Genomic DNA, 18,639 nt, shown 5'->3' with positions numbered 1-18,639 from the left:
TAAGAGCGGACTCTTACTCTTCGTCCAGCTCGATGTTGATACCCAGAGAGCGGATTTCCTTCAACAATACGTTGAAGGATTCGGGCATGCCCGGCTCCATACGGTGGTCGCCATCCACGATGTTCTTGTACATCTTGGTACGGCCATTCACATCGTCAGACTTGACGGTCAGCATCTCTTGCAGAGTGTATGCCGCACCGTAAGCCTCCAGGGCCCACACTTCCATCTCACCGAACCGCTGACCACCGAACTGTGCCTTACCACCCAGCGGCTGCTGGGTAACCAGGCTGTAGGAGCCGGTAGAACGCGCATGCATCTTGTCGTCTACCAAGTGGTTCAGCTTCAGCATGTACATGTAACCCACCGTGACCTTGCGCTCAAAGGTGTTACCAGTACGGCCGTCGAACAGGGAGATCTGACCGGATTCCGGCAGATCAGCCAGTTTCAGCAAGGCTTTGATTTCGTGCTCTTTGGCGCCATCAAAGACCGGCGTGGCGACTGGCAGACCATTACGCAGGTTCCCGACCAGGGTACGCACGTCGTCATCAGACAGCTCGGCGATGTTCACTTGCTGGCCATCCTTCTCGCCCAGGTCATAGACCTGTTGCAAGAATTCACGCATCTCGTGCAGCTTGCGCTGCTCTTTGATCATGCGATCGATCTTCTCGCCGATGCCCTTGGCCGCGAGGCCCAGATGCACTTCGAGGATCTGACCGATGTTCATACGGGACGGTACGCCCAGCGGGTTCAGTACGATGTCGACCGGACGGCCGAACTCGTCATGGGGCATATCCTCGACCGGGCAGATCTTGGAGATAACACCCTTGTTACCGTGACGGCCCGCCATCTTGTCACCCGGTTGGATGCGACGCTTGACTGCCAGGTAAACCTTGACGATTTTCAGTACGCCCGGCGCCAGATCATCACCCTGGATAATCTTGCGACGTTTGTTCTCGAACTTCTTGTCGAAGTCGGCACGCAGCTCGATGTGCTGTTCGGCGATCTGCTCCAGTTCGATCTGCTTGGCTTCATCTTCGATGGCCAATTCAAACCACTTGGTGCGATCCAGCTTGTTCAGACGATCTTCGCTGTAACCGGCAGCCAGCAACAGGTTGCGAGTACGGCCAAATACGCCGTCTTCCAGGATCTTGAACTCTTCGGTCAAGTCCTTCTTCGCTTCCTTGAGCTGCATCTCTTCGATTTCTTTGGCGCGCTTGTCTTTTTCCACGCCATCGCGGGTAAAGACTTGCACGTCAACCACGGTACCGTACACACCGTTCGGTACACGCAGGGAAGAGTCCTTCACGTCGGACGCTTTCTCACCGAAGATGGCGCGCAGCAGCTTCTCTTCCGGAGTCAGCTGGGTTTCACCTTTCGGTGTTACCTTGCCAACCAGGATGTCGCCGCCCTTCACTTCGGCACCCACGTAGACGATACCGGACTCGTCCAGCTTGGACAGTGCGGCTTCACCCACATTCGGGATGTCGGCAGTGATCTCTTCCGGACCCAGCTTGGTGTCACGGGAGATACAGGCCAGTTCCTGGATATGGATGGTGGTCAGGCGATCTTCCTGTACCACACGCTCGTTTACCAAGATCGAATCTTCGAAGTTGTAACCGTTCCACGGCATGAAGGCGACGCGCAGGTTTTGGCCCAGCGCCAGTTCGCCCAGGTCGGTAGACGGGCCATCGGCCAAGACGTCACCGGCCATCACCGGCTCACCCAACATCACGCAAGGACGCTGGTTGATACAGGTGTTCTGGTTGGAACGGGTGTATTTGGTCAGGTTGTAGATGTCGATGCCGGCTTCGCCTGGCAGCAGCTCATCTTCATTGACCCGCAGCACGATACGGGAGGCATCGACATAGTCGATCACGCCGCCACGCTTGGCCACGACGGTCACACCGGAGTCAACGGCTACGGCGCGTTCCATGCCAGTACCTACCAGCGGCTTGTCGGCACGCAGGGTCGGCACGGCTTGACGTTGCATGTTCGAACCCATCAGGGCTCGGTTAGCATCATCGTGTTCCAGGAAGGGGATCAGGGCCGCTGCCACAGAGACAATCTGTTGCGGGCTCACGTCCATATACTGGATCTGATCGGCGTTCATGAAGGTGGATTCACCCTTATGGCGGCACGGGATCAGTTCATCTTTCAGGCGACCATCTTCGGACGCGGCCGCATTGGCCTGAGCGATGACGTATTTGCCTTCTTCGATGGCAGACAGGTAATCCACTTCGTCGGTGATCAGACCGTCGATAACCTTGCGATACGGGGTCTCGAGGAAACCGTACTCGTTGGTGCGTGAATAGACTGACAGCGAGTTGATCAGACCGATGTTCGGACCTTCAGGGGTCTCGATGGGGCACAGACGACCGTAGTGAGTCGGGTGCACATCTCGAACTTCAAAGCCGGCGCGCTCACGAGTCAGACCACCTGGGCCCAACGCAGAGATACGACGCTTGTGGGTCACTTCGGACAGCGGGTTGTTCTGGTCCATGAACTGGGACAACTGGCTGGAACCGAAGAACTCTTTGACGGCGGCGGAGATCGGCTTGGCGTTGATCAGATCCTGCGGCATCAGGGTGTCGAGGTCGCCCAGGGACAGACGCTCTTTCACCGCACGCTCAACACGGACCAGACCGACGCGGAACTGGTTCTCGGCCATCTCACCGACGGAACGAATACGACGGTTACCCAGGTGGTCGATATCGTCCACCTCGTCATTGCCGTTACGGATGTCGATCAGGCGCTTCATGACTTCGACGATATCGTCTTTGGTCAGCACACCCACACCGGTCTCATCTTCACGAGAGAGACGACGGTTGAACTTCATCCGACCCACGGTAGACAGGTCGTAACGCTCGGAAGAGAAGAACAGGTTCTCGAACAGCTGCTCTGCCGCTTCGCGGGTGGGCGGCTCGCCCGGACGCATCATGCGATAGATTTCGACCAGCGCTTCCAAACGGTTGGAGCTGTTGTCGATACGCAGGGTCTCGGACATGTAAGCACCGTGATCCAGTTCATTGGTGAACAGAACCTCGAAGTGCTTGAAGCCGGCTTGGGACAGGTTGGCAACCGCTTCCAGGCTCAATGCCTGGTTGGCAGTCACGACCATTTCGCCAGTCTGGGGATGTGCGTAGTTCTTGGCGACAACTTTGCCAACAACATACTCCACCGGCACCTCAATCTGGGTGATGGCGTCTTTTTCAAGCTGACGGATGTGGCGTGCAGTCACACGACGACCGGTCTCGACGACCACAGTGCCATTGGCAATGATGTCGAAGGTCGCGGTTTCGCCACGCAGACGCTCGGGCACCAGATCCATCATCAACTTGCCATCTTTCACTTCGAAACCGATGGTCTCGAAGAAGGTGGCCAGGATTTCTTCGGATCCGAAGTCCAGGGCGCGCAGAATAATGGACGCTGGCAGTTTACGACGACGGTCGATACGGACAAACAGGTTGTCTTTTGCATCGAACTCGAAGTCCAGCCAGGAGCCACGGTAGGGGATAACGCGGGCGTTATACAGCACCTTACCGGATGAATGAGTTTTGCCTTTATCGTGGTCGAAGAAGACGCCCGGGCTGCGGTGCAGCTGGGAGACAATGACCCGCTCGGTACCATTGATAACAAAGGTGCCGTTTTCGGTCATGAGCGGAATTTCGCCCATGTAAACTTCTTGTTCCTTGATGTCTTTGACGGTGCCGGCAGCTGCTTCACGGTCGTACAGAACCATACGAAGCTTGACACGCAGCGGCGCGGAGTAGGTCACTCCACGGATCTGGCATTCTTTTACGTCAAATACCGGCTCACCCAGGCGATAGCTGACATACTGAAGCTCAGCACTACCGGAGTAACTGGTGATCGGGAAAACGCTACGGAAAGCGGCCTCTAGGCCATATTCACCTTCCGGGTCAGCCTCGATGAACTGCTTGAAGGAGTCCAGCTGAATGGACAACAGATAAGGCGTGTCCAGTACCTGGTCTCGCTTACCGAAGTCCTTACGAATGCGTTTTTTTTCGGTATAAGAGTAAACCATAGGGTTCCTCAGCTCGCTGATAAGTGACCCACTCTGTCCCGCAGGACAGCTCTGTCTCAACACCGTTTTGTGTTGACCGGGCGATAATGCGGCCCGGGTTGCTGGTGCACCGAGAGTCGCAAACGGTGTGAAAATGCTCTCAGTCTACAGCGCAAAAAGGCTGGTGAATGAAATTCACCAGCCTTGCCTGTTTTATCAGGCTAATCTACATGAATGCAGATTATTTGATCTCAACAGCAGCACCGGCAGCTTCCAGCTCTTTCTTCAGAGCTTCAGCTTCGTCTTTGGAGATGCCTTCTTTCAGGTTGGCCGGAGCGGACTCAACCAGATCTTTAGCTTCTTTCAGGCCCAGGCCGGTAGCGCCACGAACGGCTTTGATAACGGCAACTTTGTTGGCACCGATAGCAGTCAGAACTACGTCGAACTCGGTTTTCTCTTCTACTGCTTCAGCAGCCGGACCGGCAGCAACAGCAACAGCGGCAGAAACACCGAACTTCTCTTCCATAGCTTCGATCAGCTCAACAACTTCCATTACGGACATGGAAGCAACGGCTTCGATGATTTGGTCTTTAGTGATAGACATGACAAAAATTCCTGATGTTGAATAAACTCAAACAACCTAAATAGGTAAGAATCAAGCAGCAGCTTGCTTCTGATCGCGGACAGCAGCGATAGTACGAACCAGCTTGCCAGCTGAGGCTTCCTTCATGGTAGCCATCAACTTCGAGATTGCTTCGTCGTAAGTCGGCAGTGTAGCCAGACGATCAATTTGTGCTGCGGCGATAAACTCACCGTTAAAAGCGCCAGCCTTGATTTCGAACTTTTGGTTCGCTTTGGCAAACTCTTTGAACAGACGAGCGGCAGCGCCCGGGTGTTCGTTAGAGAAAGCAATCAAGGTCGGACCGGTCAATACGTCGTTCAGGCACTCGTATTCGGTACCTTCTACCGCGCGACGCAGCAGGGTGTTACGCACTACACGTATGTACACACCGGCTTCACGAGCGGTTTTACGCAGGACGGTCATCTTGTCTACAGTGACGCCGCGAGAATCGGCAACAACTGCGGACAGTGCGCCTTTGGCAGCTTCGTTGACTTCAGCAACAATTGCCTTTTTGTCTTCGAGTCCTAATGCCATTGGCTTAGCTCCTGGATTGAATCTGGGCCACCGAGACCCAGAACTGATACATCCCTCTGAAAACAGAGGAAACGATGCGGTGGCAGGATTCCAGAAGAGAAAATTTTCTCGCTGGGTTTCCGGCACCGTCTACGCAGGAAATATTAAGGTGTTGCCACCTCCTGCGGTCTTGGACGGAGGTCGAAACCCCCAACCAATCAAGGCGCAAAATTATAGATTAAATTTTGCGCCTTGTAAAATCCATCAATTAGGCCTGAGCTTCCAGAGAAGCTTGGTCTACAGCAACACCGGCACCCATGGTGGTGGAGATGCTGACTTTCTTGATGAAGATGCCTTTGGCGGAAGAGGGTTTGCCTTTTTTCAGGGCAACCAGCAGAGCTTCCAGGTTTTCTTTCAGCTGAACTTCGTTGAAAGAAACCTTACCCAGAGTGGTATGGATGATACCATTCTTGTCATTGCGGTAACGGACCTGACCGGCTTTGGCGTTCTTGACAGCCTCAGCAACGTTCGGGGTCACGGTACCCACTTTCGGGTTAGGCATCAGGCCACGTGGGCCCAGGATCTGGCCCAGTTGACCAACAACGCGCATGGCATCCGGGGATGCGATCACGACGTCGAAGTTCATCTCGCCTTTTTTGACCAGCTCAGCCAGGTCGTCCATACCAACCAGTTCAGCACCGGCAGCTTTAGCAGCTTCGGCGTTGGCACCCTGGGTGAATACGGCAACGCGAACGTCACGACCGGTACCGTGCGGCAGCACAGTGGCGCCACGGACGTTTTGGTCGGATTTACGAGCGTCGATACCCAGGTTGACAGCAACGTCAACGCTTTCAACGAACTTGGCAGTAGCCAGTTCTTTCAGCAGGGCAATGGCTTCGTTGATGCCGTACTCTTTGGTACCGTCAACTTTTTCGCGAATAACGCGCATACGCTTGGAAATTTTAGCCATTGTCTTAATCCTCCACTACCAGACCCATGGAACGAGCGGAGCCTGCGATGCAACGTACTTTTGCATCCAGATCGGCACCAGTCATATCCGGTTCTTTGGTCTTGGCAATTTCTTGCAGCTGAGCAACAGTCACCTTACCAACCTTGTCTTTGTTCGGCTTGGCGGAACCAGACTGGATACCGGCAGCTTTCTTCAGCAGGAAGGACGCAGGCGGAGTCTTGGTTTCGAAGGTGAAGGAACGGTCACTGTAAACGGTGATCACGACCGGAGTCGGTGAACCTTTTTCCAGCTTCTCTGTACGGGCGTTGAACGCTTTACAGAATTCCATGATGTTGACACCGTGCTGACCCAGGGCCGGACCGACGGGGGGGCTTGGGTTGGCACTGCCAGCTTTAACTTGCAGCTTGATATAAGCTGTGACTTTCTTAGCCATTAGAAAAATACCTCAAAAATGGGTTCAAACGCCTCGGAGACATGCTCCTGCAAACGGCTCCCCAGCTAATAAAGGGGCAGCGAATTATAGAGATAATCGCTGCCCCTGACAACCGTTAAACGTACAGAATTCAATCAGCCTTTTTCGACCTGACCAAAATCCAGTTCTACCGGTGTTGAACGGCCGAAGATCAGAACGGAAACCTTCACGCGGCTCTTTTCATAATCCACTTCTTCGACAGTACCGTTGAAGTCCGCGAAGGGACCATCGGCAACCCGTACCATCTCACCCGGTTCAAACAGCGTTTTCGGACGCGGCTTGTCGTGGGAATCTTGCAGACGATTGAGGATGGCATCGGCTTCTTTATCGGAAATCGGTGCCGGGCGATCGGAGGTGCCACCGATGAAGCCCATTACACGCGGTACATTACGTACCAGGTGCCAGGTGGTTTCATCCATCAGCATCTGAACCAGCACATAGCCCGGGAAGAACTTGCGCTCGCTCTTGCGCTTCTGGCCGGCACGCATCTCGACCACTTCCTCGGTCGGTACCAGCACTTCGCCAAACATCTCTTCCATGCCATGCATCTTGATATGTTCGCGCAGGGATTTCGCAACACGGCCTTCATAGCCGGAGAATGCCTGTACGACATACCATCTCATACGTTGTTCACGTTGTTCAGTCATGGCTAATCCTTACACACCGGTAATCAAGTTGACCAACCAGACCAGAGCGCCGTCCAGAAGGAACAACAGCAAGCCCATGATGGCAGTAACCGCCAGCACAATCAGCGTTGTCTGAATGGCTTCCTGGCGGGTTGGCCATACGACCTTGCGGACTTCCAGGCGAGACTCACGGGCAAAAGCCAATGTTGCCTTACCCTTAGTGGTTTGCAGGGCTACCGCACCAGCGGCAGCAATGACAACGACCACACCCAAGGCGCGGACGGCAGCGAGCACATCGTGCAGCAGGTAATTACCCACTACAGCGGCCGCCAGGATGATGAAAACCAGGCCCCAAAGCAGGGTATCCTTGCTTCCGCCCTGATTCTCAGAACTCACATTCATACAACCTACCTGTATCTGACATTACCAAAGACACAAAAGCCCCGTACGAGACGAGGTGCATGGCAGGGGCGGAGGGATTCGAACCCCCAACCATCGGTTTTGGAGACCGCTGTTCTACCAATTCGAACTACGCCCCTGCATAAGAAAGCCCCTATTATAGGGGCTTTGCTTTATTTATGTAAGCCAAGATTAAGCGATCACGCTTGCAACAACACCAGCACCTACGGTACGGCCACCTTCACGGATAGCGAAACGCAGACCGTCGTCCATCGCGATCGGCGCGATCAGGGTAACAACCATTTTGATGTTGTCGCCTGGCATTACCATTTCAACGCCTTCCGGCAGTTCGATGGTACCGGTCACGTCGGTAGTACGGAAGTAGAACTGAGGACGGTAGCCCTTGAAGAACGGGGTATGACGACCACCTTCTTCTTTGGACAGTACGTACACTTCAGATTCAAACTTGGTGTGCGGCTTGATAGAACCCGGCTTGGCCAGTACTTGACCACGCTCTACGTCTTCACGCTTAACACCACGCAGCAGGGCGCCAACGTTCTCACCGGCACGACCTTCGTCCAGCAGTTTGCGGAACATTTCAACACCGGTACAGGTAGTGGTCACGGTATCTTTGATACCGACGATTTCTACAGACTCACCGACTTTCACGATACCGCGCTCAACACGACCGGTTACTACGGTACCACGGCCAGCTATGGAGAAGACGTCTTCGATAGGCATCAGGAACGGCATGTCGATCGCGCGCTCCGGCTCAGGGATATAGGAATCCAGGAAGCCAGCCAGCTCGATGATTTTCTCTTCCCAAGCAGCGTCGCCTTCCAGCGCTTTCAGCGCGGAACCACGGATCACCGGCAGGTCATCACCCGGGAAGTCATACTCGGTCAGCAGTTCGCGAACTTCCATCTCGACCAGTTCGAGCAGCTCTTCGTCATCGACCATGTCGCACTTGTTCATGAACACGATCATGTACGGGATACCAACCTGGCGACCCAGCAGGATGTGCTCACGAGTCTGCGGCATCGGGCCGTCAGTCGCTGCAACAACCAGGATTGCGCCATCCATCTGGGCAGCACCGGTGATCATGTTTTTAACGTAGTCGGCGTGACCCGGGCAATCTACGTGCGCGTAGTGGCGGTTCGGGGTGTCGTATTCTACGTGGGAGGTGTTGATGGTGATACCACGCTCACGCTCTTCCGGGGCCTTGTCGATCTGGTCGAAGGCGAAGGCTTTACCACCGTAGTGCTTGGCCAGCACGTTGGTGATGGCGGCGGTCAGGGTGGTTTTACCGTGGTCAACGTGGCCGATGGTACCCACGTTTACGTGCGGTTTATTACGTTCAAATTTTTCTTTAGACATGATCGACCCTCTAAACTAACGCTGAGTACGCAGTGGCAAGCTAACCACAGAACAGTTTATATGATGGATTTGAATTGGGTGGGGAAGAGAAGCGGGTACTGACAGGCCGATTTGAACTGCCGACCTCACCCGAGGCATGGCTCCTGGCATTGCCTGAGCCATATCAGCATCTTGGAGCGGGCAGCGGGAATCGAACCCGCATCATCAGCTTGGAAGGCTGAGGTAATAGCCATTATACGATGCCCGCATTTCTCTAACCCAAAGCACTCAAACCGCAGAGAAATATGGTGGAGGGAGAAGGATTCGAACCTTCGAAGGCAGAGCCGTCAGATTTACAGTCTGATCCCTTTGGCCACTCGGGAACCCCTCCGTACTCGATTGTCACAACGGTAATTCTGCTTGCACCCGCTGCTTTGTCGCCTTTGCCTGGCAAATGGACGACAGACATCTAAGCGTCGCGCATTTTATTGTAAGGTTTTTAGCGATGCAACTGTTGCGGTTGGCAAAATGGCGATTATTGCCATGTTCCCGCCAAAAAAACGGCCCTGCCCTCACGATCCCGACGCGTCCCTTGTCGCTCTCCCCCCCTTGGTGTATGGTCGCCCTGCCCCAAAAACAGTGATGAGCCCATGACGACAGAGCACAATCCCTATCTGCAATTCACCCGCGAACAGTGGGCTGTGTTGCGCGATGCGGTCCCCCTGACCCTGACAGAAATCGATCTCAAAACCTTGAGAGGCATCAACGAGAAGGTGTCACTGCGGGAAGTGGAGGAGATCTATCTGCCGTTGTCACGGCTGCTCAATCTCTACGTCAAGGCCAAGCAGCGCCGTAGTCGGGTGCTGGAGCAGTTTCTCGGCCAGTCCAGGGGCAAGGTGCCTTATGTGATCAGCATTGCGGGCAGTGTGGCGGGGGGCAAGAGCACCACGGCTCGTATCATGCAAGCCTTGCTGGAACGCTGGCCCGAACACCCCAGGGTCGAGCTGGTCACCACTGATGGTTTCCTCTATCCCAACAAGGTGTTGGAAGAGCGTGGGCTGATGCGCCGCAAAGGCTTCCCCGAATCCTATGATATCCGTCGTTTGGTGGAGTTTGTTGCCAACATTCGCGCCGGTCACGAACGGGTCGAGGCCCCCGTCTACTCTCACCTCATCTATGACGTATTGCCCGATGAGACCAAGGTGGTGGAACAGCCAGACATCTTGATCCTGGAGGGGCTCAATGTGTTGCAAAGCGGCATGGATTACCCTCAGGAGCCGCATCGGGTGTTTGTCTCCGATTTCGTCGATTTCTCCATCTATGTGGACGCCGATGCCGAGCTGTTGCGCACCTGGTATATAGAACGCTTCCTCAAGTTTCGCAGCGGCGCCTTCTCGGATCCTGACTCCTACTTCCACCATTACGCCCAGTTGGCCGAGAGCGAAGCGACCCGGATTGCCAGCAACATATGGCAAGAGATCAACCACCTGAATCTTGAAGAGAACATACTGCCCACCCGGGAGCGGGCCAACCTGATCCTCACCAAGGGTGCAGAGCACGCCATCGAGCAGATCAAGCTGCGCAAATAGCGAGAGGGGGCCAACGCCCCCTCTTTCCATTTCGGCAAAGTACAGTGTCCGCCTCAGTCCCCACGGCGCAGCGACAACTCCCCACCCAGATAGAATTTGATCCCTTCAGCGGTTTCCAGCCGCAAGGCGCCGCGATCATCGATGCCGCGTTCGATGCCACGGATCTCCTGTTCCCCCATCAGCAGCCGCACCGGTCGACCCGCGAAGTGATCGAGCCTGTTCCAGCCAGCAACGAAGTCGCCGAGGCCCGACTGCTCGAACCTCGCCATGGCCTGCTGCAGCGAGGTGATGATCCTGGCGGCCAGCAGGTTACGATCAAGCAGTTCCGGCTGGATATGGCGCAGCTCGGCCCAGGCCTGATCGATCTTCTCCCCCTCCCGCTCCGGCATGGCTAGATTGAGGCCGATGCCGATCACCAGATTGCAGCTCGCACCCGCGCTGCCGCTCATCTCCACCAGAATGCCTGCCAATTTTCGGCCCTGATAATAGAGGTCATTCGGCCATTTCAGCTCGACCCCGTGATAGCCGAGGGATTCGAGCGCCTCGACCACAGCCACCCCGACCGCCAGACTCAGGCCCATGGCCGCCGCCATCCCCTGCTCGAGCCGCCAATACATGCTGAGCAGCAGTTGACAGCCAAAGGGGGAGACCCAGGGCTTGCCGCGACGGCCCCGCCCCGCAGTCTGGCACTCGGCCAGGCAGCATTCGCCGGATCGCAGACTCGCCACCCGATCCAGCAGATATTGGTTGGTAGAATCGATGACGTTGTAGACATGGACGGGGGCCAGCGGTATCGCCGATTGCAGCTGTGCCTGATCGTAAAGGGCAAGGGGACAGGCGAGCCGATAGCCCTTGCCCGTCAGGCTGAACAAGTCCAACCCCAGTCCCTTGAGGGCCGCCATGTGTTTGCTGACGGCGGCGCGGCTGATGCCAAGCTGTTCGCCAAGCTGTTCGCCGGAATGGAACTGGCCATCGCTGAGCAGGCCGATCAGGGTTTGTCGAATGGGCGTCAGGCTCATAGCAGCACCTCGTCGAGGCAAGTCTCGCCACGGGCGCCCATGAAGCGCACCTCATGCTCGAGCAGGACACCGAAGCGCTGCTGCACACTCTCACGCACATGAGCGGCCAGGGCGATCAGCTCGACGGCGCTCGCGCCGCCCCGATTGACCAGTACCAGGGCTTGCTGACCATGAACCTGGGCGCCGCCGATGGCGAACCCCTTGAGTTCACACTGGTCAATCAGCCAGCCGGCGGCCAGCTTGCACAGCCCCTCTCCTGCCGGATAAACGGGCAGAGTGGGCCAGGTCGCCTTGAGGCGTTCAGCCTGAGCGGCGGGCACCACGGGGTTCTTGAAGAAGCTGCCGGCATTGCCGAGCACGGCCGGATCAGGCAGCTTGGCCATGCGGGTGGCACAGACCATATCGAAGATGGTCTGTGCACTCGGCGTATCACCCAGGGCGCCGAGGGGGCCATAGCCGAGCACAGGCACCCAGGTCTTGGGCAGCGCCAGTCCCACCGCGGTGATCAGGTGACTGTCCTGGTAATCATGCTTGAAGATGCTGTCGCGATAGCCGAACTGACAGGCATCGGCGGGGATCCGCTCCTGCTCGCCGGTGTGCCAGTTGAAGGTATCCACATGGCGGCAGAAGGAGGCAAGCTCGACGCCGTAGGCACCGATGTTCTGCACCGGAGCGGCACCCACCGTGCCCGGGATCAACGCCAGATTCTCCAACCCCGGCATGCCCTGGGCCAGGGTGTGGCAGACCAGCTGGTGCCAGGATTCACCGGCGGCCACCTGCAACAACCAGTGATCGCCACCATCCTCTACCTGAATGCCGAGCAGGCGGTTATGCACCACCACGCCGTCGAAATCACAGGTGAACAGCAGATTGCTGCCGCCTCCCAGTATGAGTCGGGGCAGCCCCAGAAATTGAGGATCGGCGGCCAAGGATGGCAACTCATCCACCTGATGGATCTCGGCCAGCCAGCGGCAGTGAGCCTGAAGGGAGAAGCTGTTGAGGGTGGACAAGTCAGCGTGGGCGGTGAGTTTCATCTGCGGATCCCGGCAATAACAGGCCGCCAGTCTACCTCAACTCGATAGATGACGAGAAATCCCCCGCACCATTGTCCACCGTCCCCGGTGATAACAGGCCCTCAAACTACCCTCAGCTCGACACATGACGAGAAATCCCCCGCACCATTGTCCGCCGTCCCCGGTGATAACAGGCCCTCAAACTGCCCTCAACTCGATAGATGACGAGAAATCCCCCGCTCGATTCCCCCTATTCCCCGGCAATGGCTGGCCCTCAAACCCCCTTCAATTCGATAGATGACGAGAGATCCCCTCACCCATGGCGACCCATAAAAGCCCCCGGATCCCGGCTCTCGATGAATAATGCCCCTCTTTGCGGACTCACTCGGCTGGTTTAGAGTAGGCAAATCGCTCTCCTGAGGAAGTACTCATGAATAACCAATTTGCCGTCATCGGCCTGGGGCTGTTTGGCACGGCGCTGTGTGAAGAGCTGGAACGCCAGGATGCCGAGGTGCTGGCCATCGACATTGACGAGGTGAGAACCCGTCAGGTCGCCACCTTCTGCAGCCATGTGATAGTGGCAGACGCCACCGACGAGAATACCGTCGCCGAGCTGGGTCTGGCCGAATACGACATCGTCTTCGTCGCCATAGGTGACAGCCTGGAGACCAGTATTCTCACCACCCTCGTCCTCAAAGAGGCCGGCGTGAAGAAGGTGTGGGTCAAGGCCCGCGACAAGTTCCACGCCAAGATCCTCAAGAAAGTGGGCGCCGACAAGGTGATCAACCCCGAGTGGGACATGGGCCGCCGCATTGCCCAGAGCATGTTTGATACCCGGCTGGTCGATTATCTGGAGCTGGGTCACGACATGGTGCTGACCGAGTTCGTGATTGGCCTGCAGCTCAACGATCGCACCCTGGCCAATCTCGATCTGCTGCAGCAGACCGAATTCCAACTGCTGGCCATCAAGCGGGGCCAGGTGCTCCATAACGTGCTGACCGGCACCATGACACTGGCCCTCGGCGATATTCTGATCCTGGCTGGCAACAAGCACGCCATCGACCGCTGGCTGGACAAGCAATGAGCTCTCTCTGGCGCGACACCTATACCTTTGCCATACGCCCGGATACCGAGTCCCGCTGGAACGAACCCAAGCTCATCCTCGGCAGCTTCCTGATCATATTGCTGATAGGGACGCTGTTTCTGGTACAACCTTCCAGCCACAAAGGCGACGTCACCTTCATCAATGCCCTCTTTACCGCGACATCGGCCATCAGCGTGACCGGGTTGGGGGTGGTCGATACCGGCAGTGCCTTCACCCTGCAGGGCCAGCTCTTCCTGCTGGTGCTGATGGAGATCGGCGGGCTGGGACAGATGACCATGACGGTGCTGCTGCTGGCCCTGCTCAGCAAGCGCGTCGGCCTTCGCCAGCAAGTGCTCGCCAAGGAGGCTCTCGGCCAGGGGGGGTCAATCAACATAGTGCGGCTGGTCAAACGGATCATTCTCTTTGCCTTCCTGGCCCAGCTGATCGGCACCGCCATCATGGCCTTTCGCTGGGTGCCTGAGATGGGCTGGGCCCACGGTCTTTATGTCAGTTTCTTCCATGCCGCCTCGGCCTTTAACAATGCGGGCTTCTCGCTGTTTGCCAACAACCTCATGGACTACCGAGACGATCCTCTGATCAGTCTGACCGTCTGTGCCCTGCTGATCCTGGGTGGCATCGGCTTCACCGTCATCATGGATCTGGTGCGTACCCGCCGACTGCGCAGACTCAAACTGCACAGCAAGCTGATGCTGGTGATGACCCCCGTCCTGCTGTTGATCGGAACCCTGATGTTCTGGCTGCTGGAGCGAGGCAACCCGGCCACCCTGGGCGGTCTTAGCCTGGGCAACCAGTGGCTGGCCGCCTTCTTCCAGTCCGCCACCGCCCGTACCGCCGGTTTCAATACCCTGGATCTGGGCCACTTCACCTCAGCCTCCCTGCTGTTCATGATGATGCTGATGTTTATCGGCGCAGGCACCACCTCCACCGGGGGCGGTATCAAGGTCACCACCTTCGCCGTGGTGATATTGGCCACTCGCGCCTTCCTCACCAAGCGTCCCCACATCACCGCCTTTGGCCGCACCATAGCGCCCCACGTCGTGACCCGCTCCCTGGCCATCATCATCGTCAGTGTGATGGTACTGATGCTGGCCATGTTCCTGCTGATGATCACCGAAGACCTTCCCTTCGATCGCATCATGTTCGAGACCATCTCCGCCTTTGCCACCGTGGGGCTCAGCACCGGGATCACGGCCCAGCTCAGCGAGCCGGGCAAGCTTATCCTGGTGATGGTGATGATATGCGGCCGTTTGGGTCCCCTGACCCTGGCCGTCATGCTGGCCAGGCCGAGCGAGACCCGCATCAAATACCCGGAAGAGAACGTACATACCGGCTGACAGCTAAATAATGAAAAGAGCGGCAAAGTTGCCGCTCTTTTGCCTAATTCAAATGTTCAAAGTTATTACTTTGCCATTTTTTCCCACTTTGATACCAACTCACGACCTATCGATTTAGCGGGGATCAACGATGACTTTTTATTATTCTTCGCCGATATGGAGCCATTTTTGCGGCGAGTAAAGCGTCCCTTTTTGACCCCTGCTGGCTCCTGAGGCAGGGCGCTAAAATCGGCGCCGGTGTTGTGGCGGGCACCGTCGATCAGCTGATGCAACTGCGCCGTCAACGGATCCATAAACTGCTGATAGCTGCCATGACGTTCGGCGATCTGACTCAGGCTCTGCTCCCAAAGCGCCGTCATGTCAGGGGTAGTCGCACTATCCGGCAGCGCCTGCACCAAGGCCCGGCCAGTAGCGGTCGCCTTGATACTCTTGCCCAGGCGATGCAGAAACTGGCGCTTGAACAGCAGATCGATGATGCCTGCCCGGGTTGCCTCCGTACCCAAGCCATCTGTGTCCCGCAGGGTCTTGCGAATGTTGGGATCCTGCACGTAACGGGCGATGCCGGTCATGGCGGCAAGCAAACTGGCATCGGTGAACGCCTTGGGTGCCTGAGTCATCTTCTCCAGCAGTTCGCCTCGCTCACAGTGCAGCGTTTCTCCCTGGCGCAGGGCTGGCAGCGTGCCCACCTCTTCCTCATCATCCTCTTCAACCCCGAGCAGCGCCTTCCAGCCAGCCTTCAGAATGCGTCTGGCCTTGGCCTGGAAGAGGCCACCTTCGATGCGCAGCAACACCCGGCTGTCGTTGTACTCAAACGGCGGATAGAACTGCAGCAGATACTGGCGCGCCACCAGGGCGTAGATCTTGTTCTCATCCGCCGACAGTGTACCGGCGTTGCCTCGTTTCTCGGTCGGAATGATGGCGTGATGGGCATCGACCTTGGCATCATTCCAGGCCTTGCTGCGCAGGCTTCCCTTCGCCTGTGCGACGGCGCCCGCCAGGGGCGGCGCCGTCGCGGCAATGGCCTCCCGCACCCGGCCGGCCCTGTCGTAGTGCTCGGTCGGCAGATGACGGCTGTCAGATCTGGGATAGGTGATGAGTTTGTGTCGCTCGTACAGACTCTGGCAGATGTCGAGCACCCGCTTGGCGTCCATGCCAAAACGCTTGGCGGCATCGATCTGCAGGCTGGAGAGGTTGTAAGGCAGTGGTGGCGCCTGTTTGCGGGCCTGCTCTTCCACCTCCTCGACCAAGGCAGGTTTGCCTTCAATCCGTCGTACCACGTTTTCCGCCAGGGAGCACTTCAATACCCTGCCCTCTTCATCTTGCCAGGGCTGGCAGGCCTCGGACGGCAGCCACTTGGCCGTAAAACTGTCGCGACTCTGCGTCATCAGGTGCGCCAGCACCTCGAAGAAGGGTTTGGGGACGAAGGCATCTATCTCCAGGTCCCGGCGCACCACCAGCCCCAGCAAGGGGGTCTGCACCCGGCCAACCGACAACAGGGCGCTGCAACCGGCCTTGCGACCAAGCAGGGTATAGGCGCGGGTCATGTTGATACCATAGAGCCAGTCGGCGCGGCTGCGCGCCAGGGCAGAGACGGCCAGCGGCACGAACTCCTTGTTATCGCGCAGGGTTTCCAGGGCACGGCGCACGGCAGGCGGATTGAGATCGCTGATGAGGCAACGCTGCACGGGTTTGTGCTTGGGGTAACCAAGGTGAGCTATCACCTCATCCACCAGCAGCTGCCCTTCCCGGTCCGGGTCACCGGCATTGACCACACAATCGGCTCGCTTGATCAGGCCCTTGATGGCGGTGAGCTGGCTACGGGTCTTGGGCTTGGCCACCAGCTGCCACTGCTCGGGGATGATGGGCAAAGGCTCCATACGCCACTGTTTGTAAGCGGCGTCATAGGCGTCGGGCTCCGCCTGCTCCAGCAGATGGCCGATGCACCAGGTCACCACATCCCCCTGGGCTGTCTCTATGAATCCATCCCCCTTGATGTGGGGCTTGGGCAGCACATCGGCGATGGCTCGTCCCAGACTGGGTTTTTCCGCGATGAAGAGTCGCATGGCTGACGCCCTGAATACTGTATATGTAGCCAGTATACCCAGCCAAACAGCAAAGCCCAAGTCCGGCCAGAGCGGCCGAGCCGAACCTTGACGCGCCTCCTCCAGCAGAAGTTCCTCCCTCCCTGAACTAGGCTGCTAATGACCGTGCTTGGCCAATACGGCGCCTCAACGGCTGTTGTCCCCCATTTGGCAGTCTTTGCCGCAGAGTCCAGATAGGCGAAGGGAAAGCAGGACTCATTTGTGAAAAATATTCAAAAATCTTTTATGCTATGAATTAAGAAACAGAAAAATAACGACTTTTTGGATTTTGCAATGATGGGTGTCAAGCTTTGACATCGGCCAAACTACTACCATATGGGTATTAATAACCTAGGAACTGCCACCATGCTTGGATCTCTTCTCAAGAAAACCTGGTTCTGGCTCCTGCTGCTCGGGGCCTTGCTGGGCGTCGCGGCACTGGGCGTCACCGCCACCATACTGCACAAGACCAGCTCGACCGAATTCTGCGTCTCCTGCCATTCGATGCAGACGCCGCTGGCCGAGTATCAGGGCAGCGTCCACTTCCAGAACAGCAAGGGCATACGCGCCGAGTGTGCGGATTGCCATATCCCGGGGGATCCTACCTCTTACCTGTGGACCAAGATCCGCGCCGTGAAGGACATTTACCACGAGGCGATCGGCACCCTGGATACTCCGGAAAAGTATCAGGAACGCAAGCTGTTGATGGCTCAACACGTCTGGGATGAACTCAAGGCCAACGACTCGGCCACCTGCCGCAGCTGCCACAGTTATGAGGCCATGGACATCCTGGCCCAGCGCCCCAACGCCCGTGCCGAACACCCGGTCGCCATCAAGGAGGGGCAGACCTGCATCGATTGTCACAGGGGCGTGGCTCACATCATGCCGGACATGAGCGGTCTGGCTGCCGCCGGAGCGAGCGAACTGGCTCAGGCTGCCGCCAAGACTCCCGCTGATGTCACCACCCGCTACGCCATCGCGACCACGCCACTGTTCATGGATGCCAAGAGCGATGCCAATCAGGGCAACCTGATGCCTTCGACCCAGGTGCAGATCCTCGGCAGTGACAACGGCCGCGCCCAGGTCGAGATCGCCGGCTGGCAGCAAGATGGCGTCGCCGACGTCTTCTACGCCGCTCCCGGCAAGCGCATCCTGAGTGCCCTGCTCGGTGATGAGGCCAAGCAACAGCTGGTCACAGGAAAGAGTGAGACCGATGCCAGCACCAATCTTACCTGGCACCAGGTCAAGCTGACCGCCTGGGTCGACCAGAGCCAGCTCATCGGCGATCAAGACAAGTTGTGGCAGTACGCCTCCTCCCTGATGTCCGCCAACTGCACCGGCTGCCACGGCCTGACCGCCCTGGATCACTTCAATGCGAACCAGTGGATAGGCGTCATCAAGGGCATGGAGCCCCGCACCTCCCTCACTCCCGAGCAGGCGCGCATGTTGACCCAATACGTGCAAAAACATGCCAGTGACATGAATTCGGCCCTCTAAGGCAGGACACTAAGGAATTGTT

Annotated in this window: 15 protein-coding genes and 3 tRNA genes; 4 read left to right on the top strand and 14 right to left on the bottom strand. The window is 57.2% G+C overall.

Annotated features, from left to right (window positions below):
- Window positions 1-13 precede the first annotated feature (13 nt).
- The 11 genes from rpoB to M2367_RS15465 all read right to left on the bottom strand — a co-directional run bounded on the left by rpoB (window position 14) and on the right by M2367_RS15465 (window position 9,370).
- Window positions 14-4,042 carry a DNA-directed RNA polymerase subunit beta gene (gene rpoB / locus M2367_RS15515; protein WP_042043659.1) on the bottom strand — a complete coding sequence of 1,343 codons (4,029 nt, stop codon included), beginning with the start codon at window positions 4,040-4,042 and terminating at the stop codon, window positions 14-16.
- Window positions 4,043-4,262: 220 nt separating this feature from the next.
- Window positions 4,263-4,625 carry a 50S ribosomal protein L7/L12 gene (rplL, locus tag M2367_RS15510; RefSeq protein ID WP_042043660.1) on the bottom strand — a complete coding sequence of 121 codons (363 nt, stop codon included), beginning with the start codon at window positions 4,623-4,625 and terminating at the stop codon, window positions 4,263-4,265.
- Window positions 4,626-4,676: 51 nt separating this feature from the next.
- Window positions 4,677-5,177: a 50S ribosomal protein L10 gene (gene rplJ / locus M2367_RS15505; protein WP_005901820.1), complete on the bottom strand. Its 501-nt coding sequence runs from the start codon at window positions 5,175-5,177 to the stop codon at window positions 4,677-4,679.
- Window positions 5,178-5,424: 247 nt separating this feature from the next.
- Window positions 5,425-6,126, bottom strand: a complete 702-nt coding sequence (gene rplA / locus M2367_RS15500; protein ID WP_042043661.1) for a 50S ribosomal protein L1 — start codon at window positions 6,124-6,126, stop codon at window positions 5,425-5,427.
- 4 nt (window positions 6,127-6,130) lie between these two features.
- Window positions 6,131-6,559: a 50S ribosomal protein L11 gene (gene rplK / locus M2367_RS15495; RefSeq protein WP_016352267.1), complete on the bottom strand. Its 429-nt coding sequence runs from the start codon at window positions 6,557-6,559 to the stop codon at window positions 6,131-6,133.
- A 134-nt stretch (window positions 6,560-6,693) separates the two neighbouring features.
- Window positions 6,694-7,221, bottom strand: coding sequence for a transcription termination/antitermination protein NusG (gene nusG, locus M2367_RS15490; protein ID WP_198135309.1), 528 nt, complete (start codon window positions 7,219-7,221; stop codon window positions 6,694-6,696).
- A 33-nt stretch (window positions 7,222-7,254) separates the two neighbouring features.
- Complete coding sequence (secE, locus tag M2367_RS15485) at window positions 7,255-7,626, bottom strand: preprotein translocase subunit SecE (protein ID WP_005901810.1); 372 nt, start codon at window positions 7,624-7,626, stop codon at window positions 7,255-7,257.
- Window positions 7,627-7,686: 60 nt separating this feature from the next.
- Window positions 7,687-7,763: transfer RNA gene (locus M2367_RS15480), tRNA-Trp, on the bottom strand.
- A 52-nt stretch (window positions 7,764-7,815) separates the two neighbouring features.
- Entirely contained in the window at window positions 7,816-9,000 is a 1,185-nt protein-coding gene (gene tuf, locus M2367_RS15475) for an elongation factor Tu (protein ID WP_224431767.1), read from the bottom strand.
- Between the two features lie 172 nt (window positions 9,001-9,172).
- Window positions 9,173-9,247 (bottom strand) — tRNA-Gly (locus tag M2367_RS15470).
- Between the two features lie 38 nt (window positions 9,248-9,285).
- Window positions 9,286-9,370, bottom strand: a tRNA-Tyr gene (locus M2367_RS15465).
- Window positions 9,371-9,629: 259 nt separating this feature from the next.
- Between M2367_RS15465 and coaA the strand changes: the two genes are divergently transcribed.
- Complete coding sequence (coaA, locus tag M2367_RS15460; protein WP_005897673.1) at window positions 9,630-10,568, top strand: type I pantothenate kinase; 939 nt, start codon at window positions 9,630-9,632, stop codon at window positions 10,566-10,568.
- Window positions 10,569-10,621: 53 nt separating this feature from the next.
- Here coaA and birA read toward each other — a convergent pair whose 3' ends face one another.
- Together birA and murB are read right to left on the bottom strand one after the other, a co-directional pair.
- Complete coding sequence (gene birA / locus M2367_RS15455) at window positions 10,622-11,587, bottom strand: bifunctional biotin--[acetyl-CoA-carboxylase] ligase/biotin operon repressor BirA (protein WP_259237192.1); 966 nt, start codon at window positions 11,585-11,587, stop codon at window positions 10,622-10,624.
- The gene (gene murB / locus M2367_RS15450; protein WP_259237191.1) at window positions 11,584-12,621 is read right to left on the bottom strand and encodes a UDP-N-acetylmuramate dehydrogenase; all 1,038 of its coding nucleotides are present in this window, start codon (window positions 12,619-12,621) and stop codon (window positions 11,584-11,586) included. The genes birA and murB overlap by 4 nt, the downstream gene beginning before the upstream one ends.
- 409 nt (window positions 12,622-13,030) lie before the next feature.
- Between murB and M2367_RS15445 the strand changes: the two genes are divergently transcribed.
- Both M2367_RS15445 and M2367_RS15440 read left to right on the top strand, forming a co-directional pair.
- Window positions 13,031-13,684, top strand: coding sequence for a TrkA family potassium uptake protein (locus M2367_RS15445; RefSeq protein ID WP_042039944.1), 654 nt, complete (start codon window positions 13,031-13,033; stop codon window positions 13,682-13,684).
- Window positions 13,681-15,039 carry a TrkH family potassium uptake protein gene (locus M2367_RS15440; protein WP_259237190.1) on the top strand — a complete coding sequence of 453 codons (1,359 nt, stop codon included), beginning with the start codon at window positions 13,681-13,683 and terminating at the stop codon, window positions 15,037-15,039. Before M2367_RS15445 ends, M2367_RS15440 begins: the two co-directional genes overlap by 4 nt.
- Window positions 15,040-15,104: 65 nt before the next feature.
- On the opposite strand, the gene M2367_RS15435 is transcribed toward M2367_RS15440, so the two are convergent.
- Entirely contained in the window at window positions 15,105-17,102 is a 1,998-nt protein-coding gene (locus tag M2367_RS15435; protein ID WP_259237189.1) for a DNA topoisomerase III, read from the bottom strand.
- A 384-nt stretch (window positions 17,103-17,486) separates the two neighbouring features.
- On the opposite strand from M2367_RS15435, the gene M2367_RS15430 reads away from it, so the two are divergent.
- Entirely contained in the window at window positions 17,487-18,617 is a 1,131-nt protein-coding gene (locus M2367_RS15430; protein WP_042039941.1) for a NapC/NirT family cytochrome c, read from the top strand.
- Window positions 18,618-18,639 lie beyond the last annotated feature (22 nt).

This window comes from Aeromonas sp. BIGb0445 (assembly GCF_024809075.1).
Taxonomy (GTDB): Bacteria; Pseudomonadota; Gammaproteobacteria; order Enterobacterales; family Aeromonadaceae; genus Aeromonas; species Aeromonas rivuli.
Note: the sequence above shows the minus strand (reverse complement) of the source record. Positions and strands in the feature narration are given on the sequence as shown.

Coding starts and splice junctions, on each gene's coding strand:
- rpoB (WP_042043659.1), bottom strand. CDS start 4,042: ATGGTTTACTCTTATACCGAAAAAAAACGCATTCGTAAGGACTTCGGT.
- rplL (WP_042043660.1), bottom strand. CDS start 4,625: ATGTCTATCACTAAAGACCAAATCATCGAAGCCGTTGCTTCCATGTCC.
- rplJ (WP_005901820.1), bottom strand. CDS start 5,177: ATGGCATTAGGACTCGAAGACAAAAAGGCAATTGTTGCTGAAGTCAAC.
- rplA (WP_042043661.1), bottom strand. CDS start 6,126: ATGGCTAAAATTTCCAAGCGTATGCGCGTTATTCGCGAAAAAGTTGAC.
- rplK (WP_016352267.1), bottom strand. CDS start 6,559: ATGGCTAAGAAAGTCACAGCTTATATCAAGCTGCAAGTTAAAGCTGGC.
- nusG (WP_198135309.1), bottom strand. CDS start 7,221: ATGAGATGGTATGTCGTACAGGCATTCTCCGGCTATGAAGGCCGTGTT.
- secE (WP_005901810.1), bottom strand. CDS start 7,626: ATGAATGTGAGTTCTGAGAATCAGGGCGGAAGCAAGGATACCCTGCTT.
- tuf (WP_224431767.1), bottom strand. CDS start 9,000: ATGTCTAAAGAAAAATTTGAACGTAATAAACCGCACGTAAACGTGGGT.
- coaA (WP_005897673.1), top strand. CDS start 9,630: ATGACGACAGAGCACAATCCCTATCTGCAATTCACCCGCGAACAGTGG.
- birA (WP_259237192.1), bottom strand. CDS start 11,587: ATGAGCCTGACGCCCATTCGACAAACCCTGATCGGCCTGCTCAGCGAT.
- murB (WP_259237191.1), bottom strand. CDS start 12,621: ATGAAACTCACCGCCCACGCTGACTTGTCCACCCTCAACAGCTTCTCC.
- M2367_RS15445 (WP_042039944.1), top strand. CDS start 13,031: ATGAATAACCAATTTGCCGTCATCGGCCTGGGGCTGTTTGGCACGGCG.
- M2367_RS15440 (WP_259237190.1), top strand. CDS start 13,681: ATGAGCTCTCTCTGGCGCGACACCTATACCTTTGCCATACGCCCGGAT.
- M2367_RS15435 (WP_259237189.1), bottom strand. CDS start 17,102: ATGCGACTCTTCATCGCGGAAAAACCCAGTCTGGGACGAGCCATCGCC.
- M2367_RS15430 (WP_042039941.1), top strand. CDS start 17,487: ATGCTTGGATCTCTTCTCAAGAAAACCTGGTTCTGGCTCCTGCTGCTC.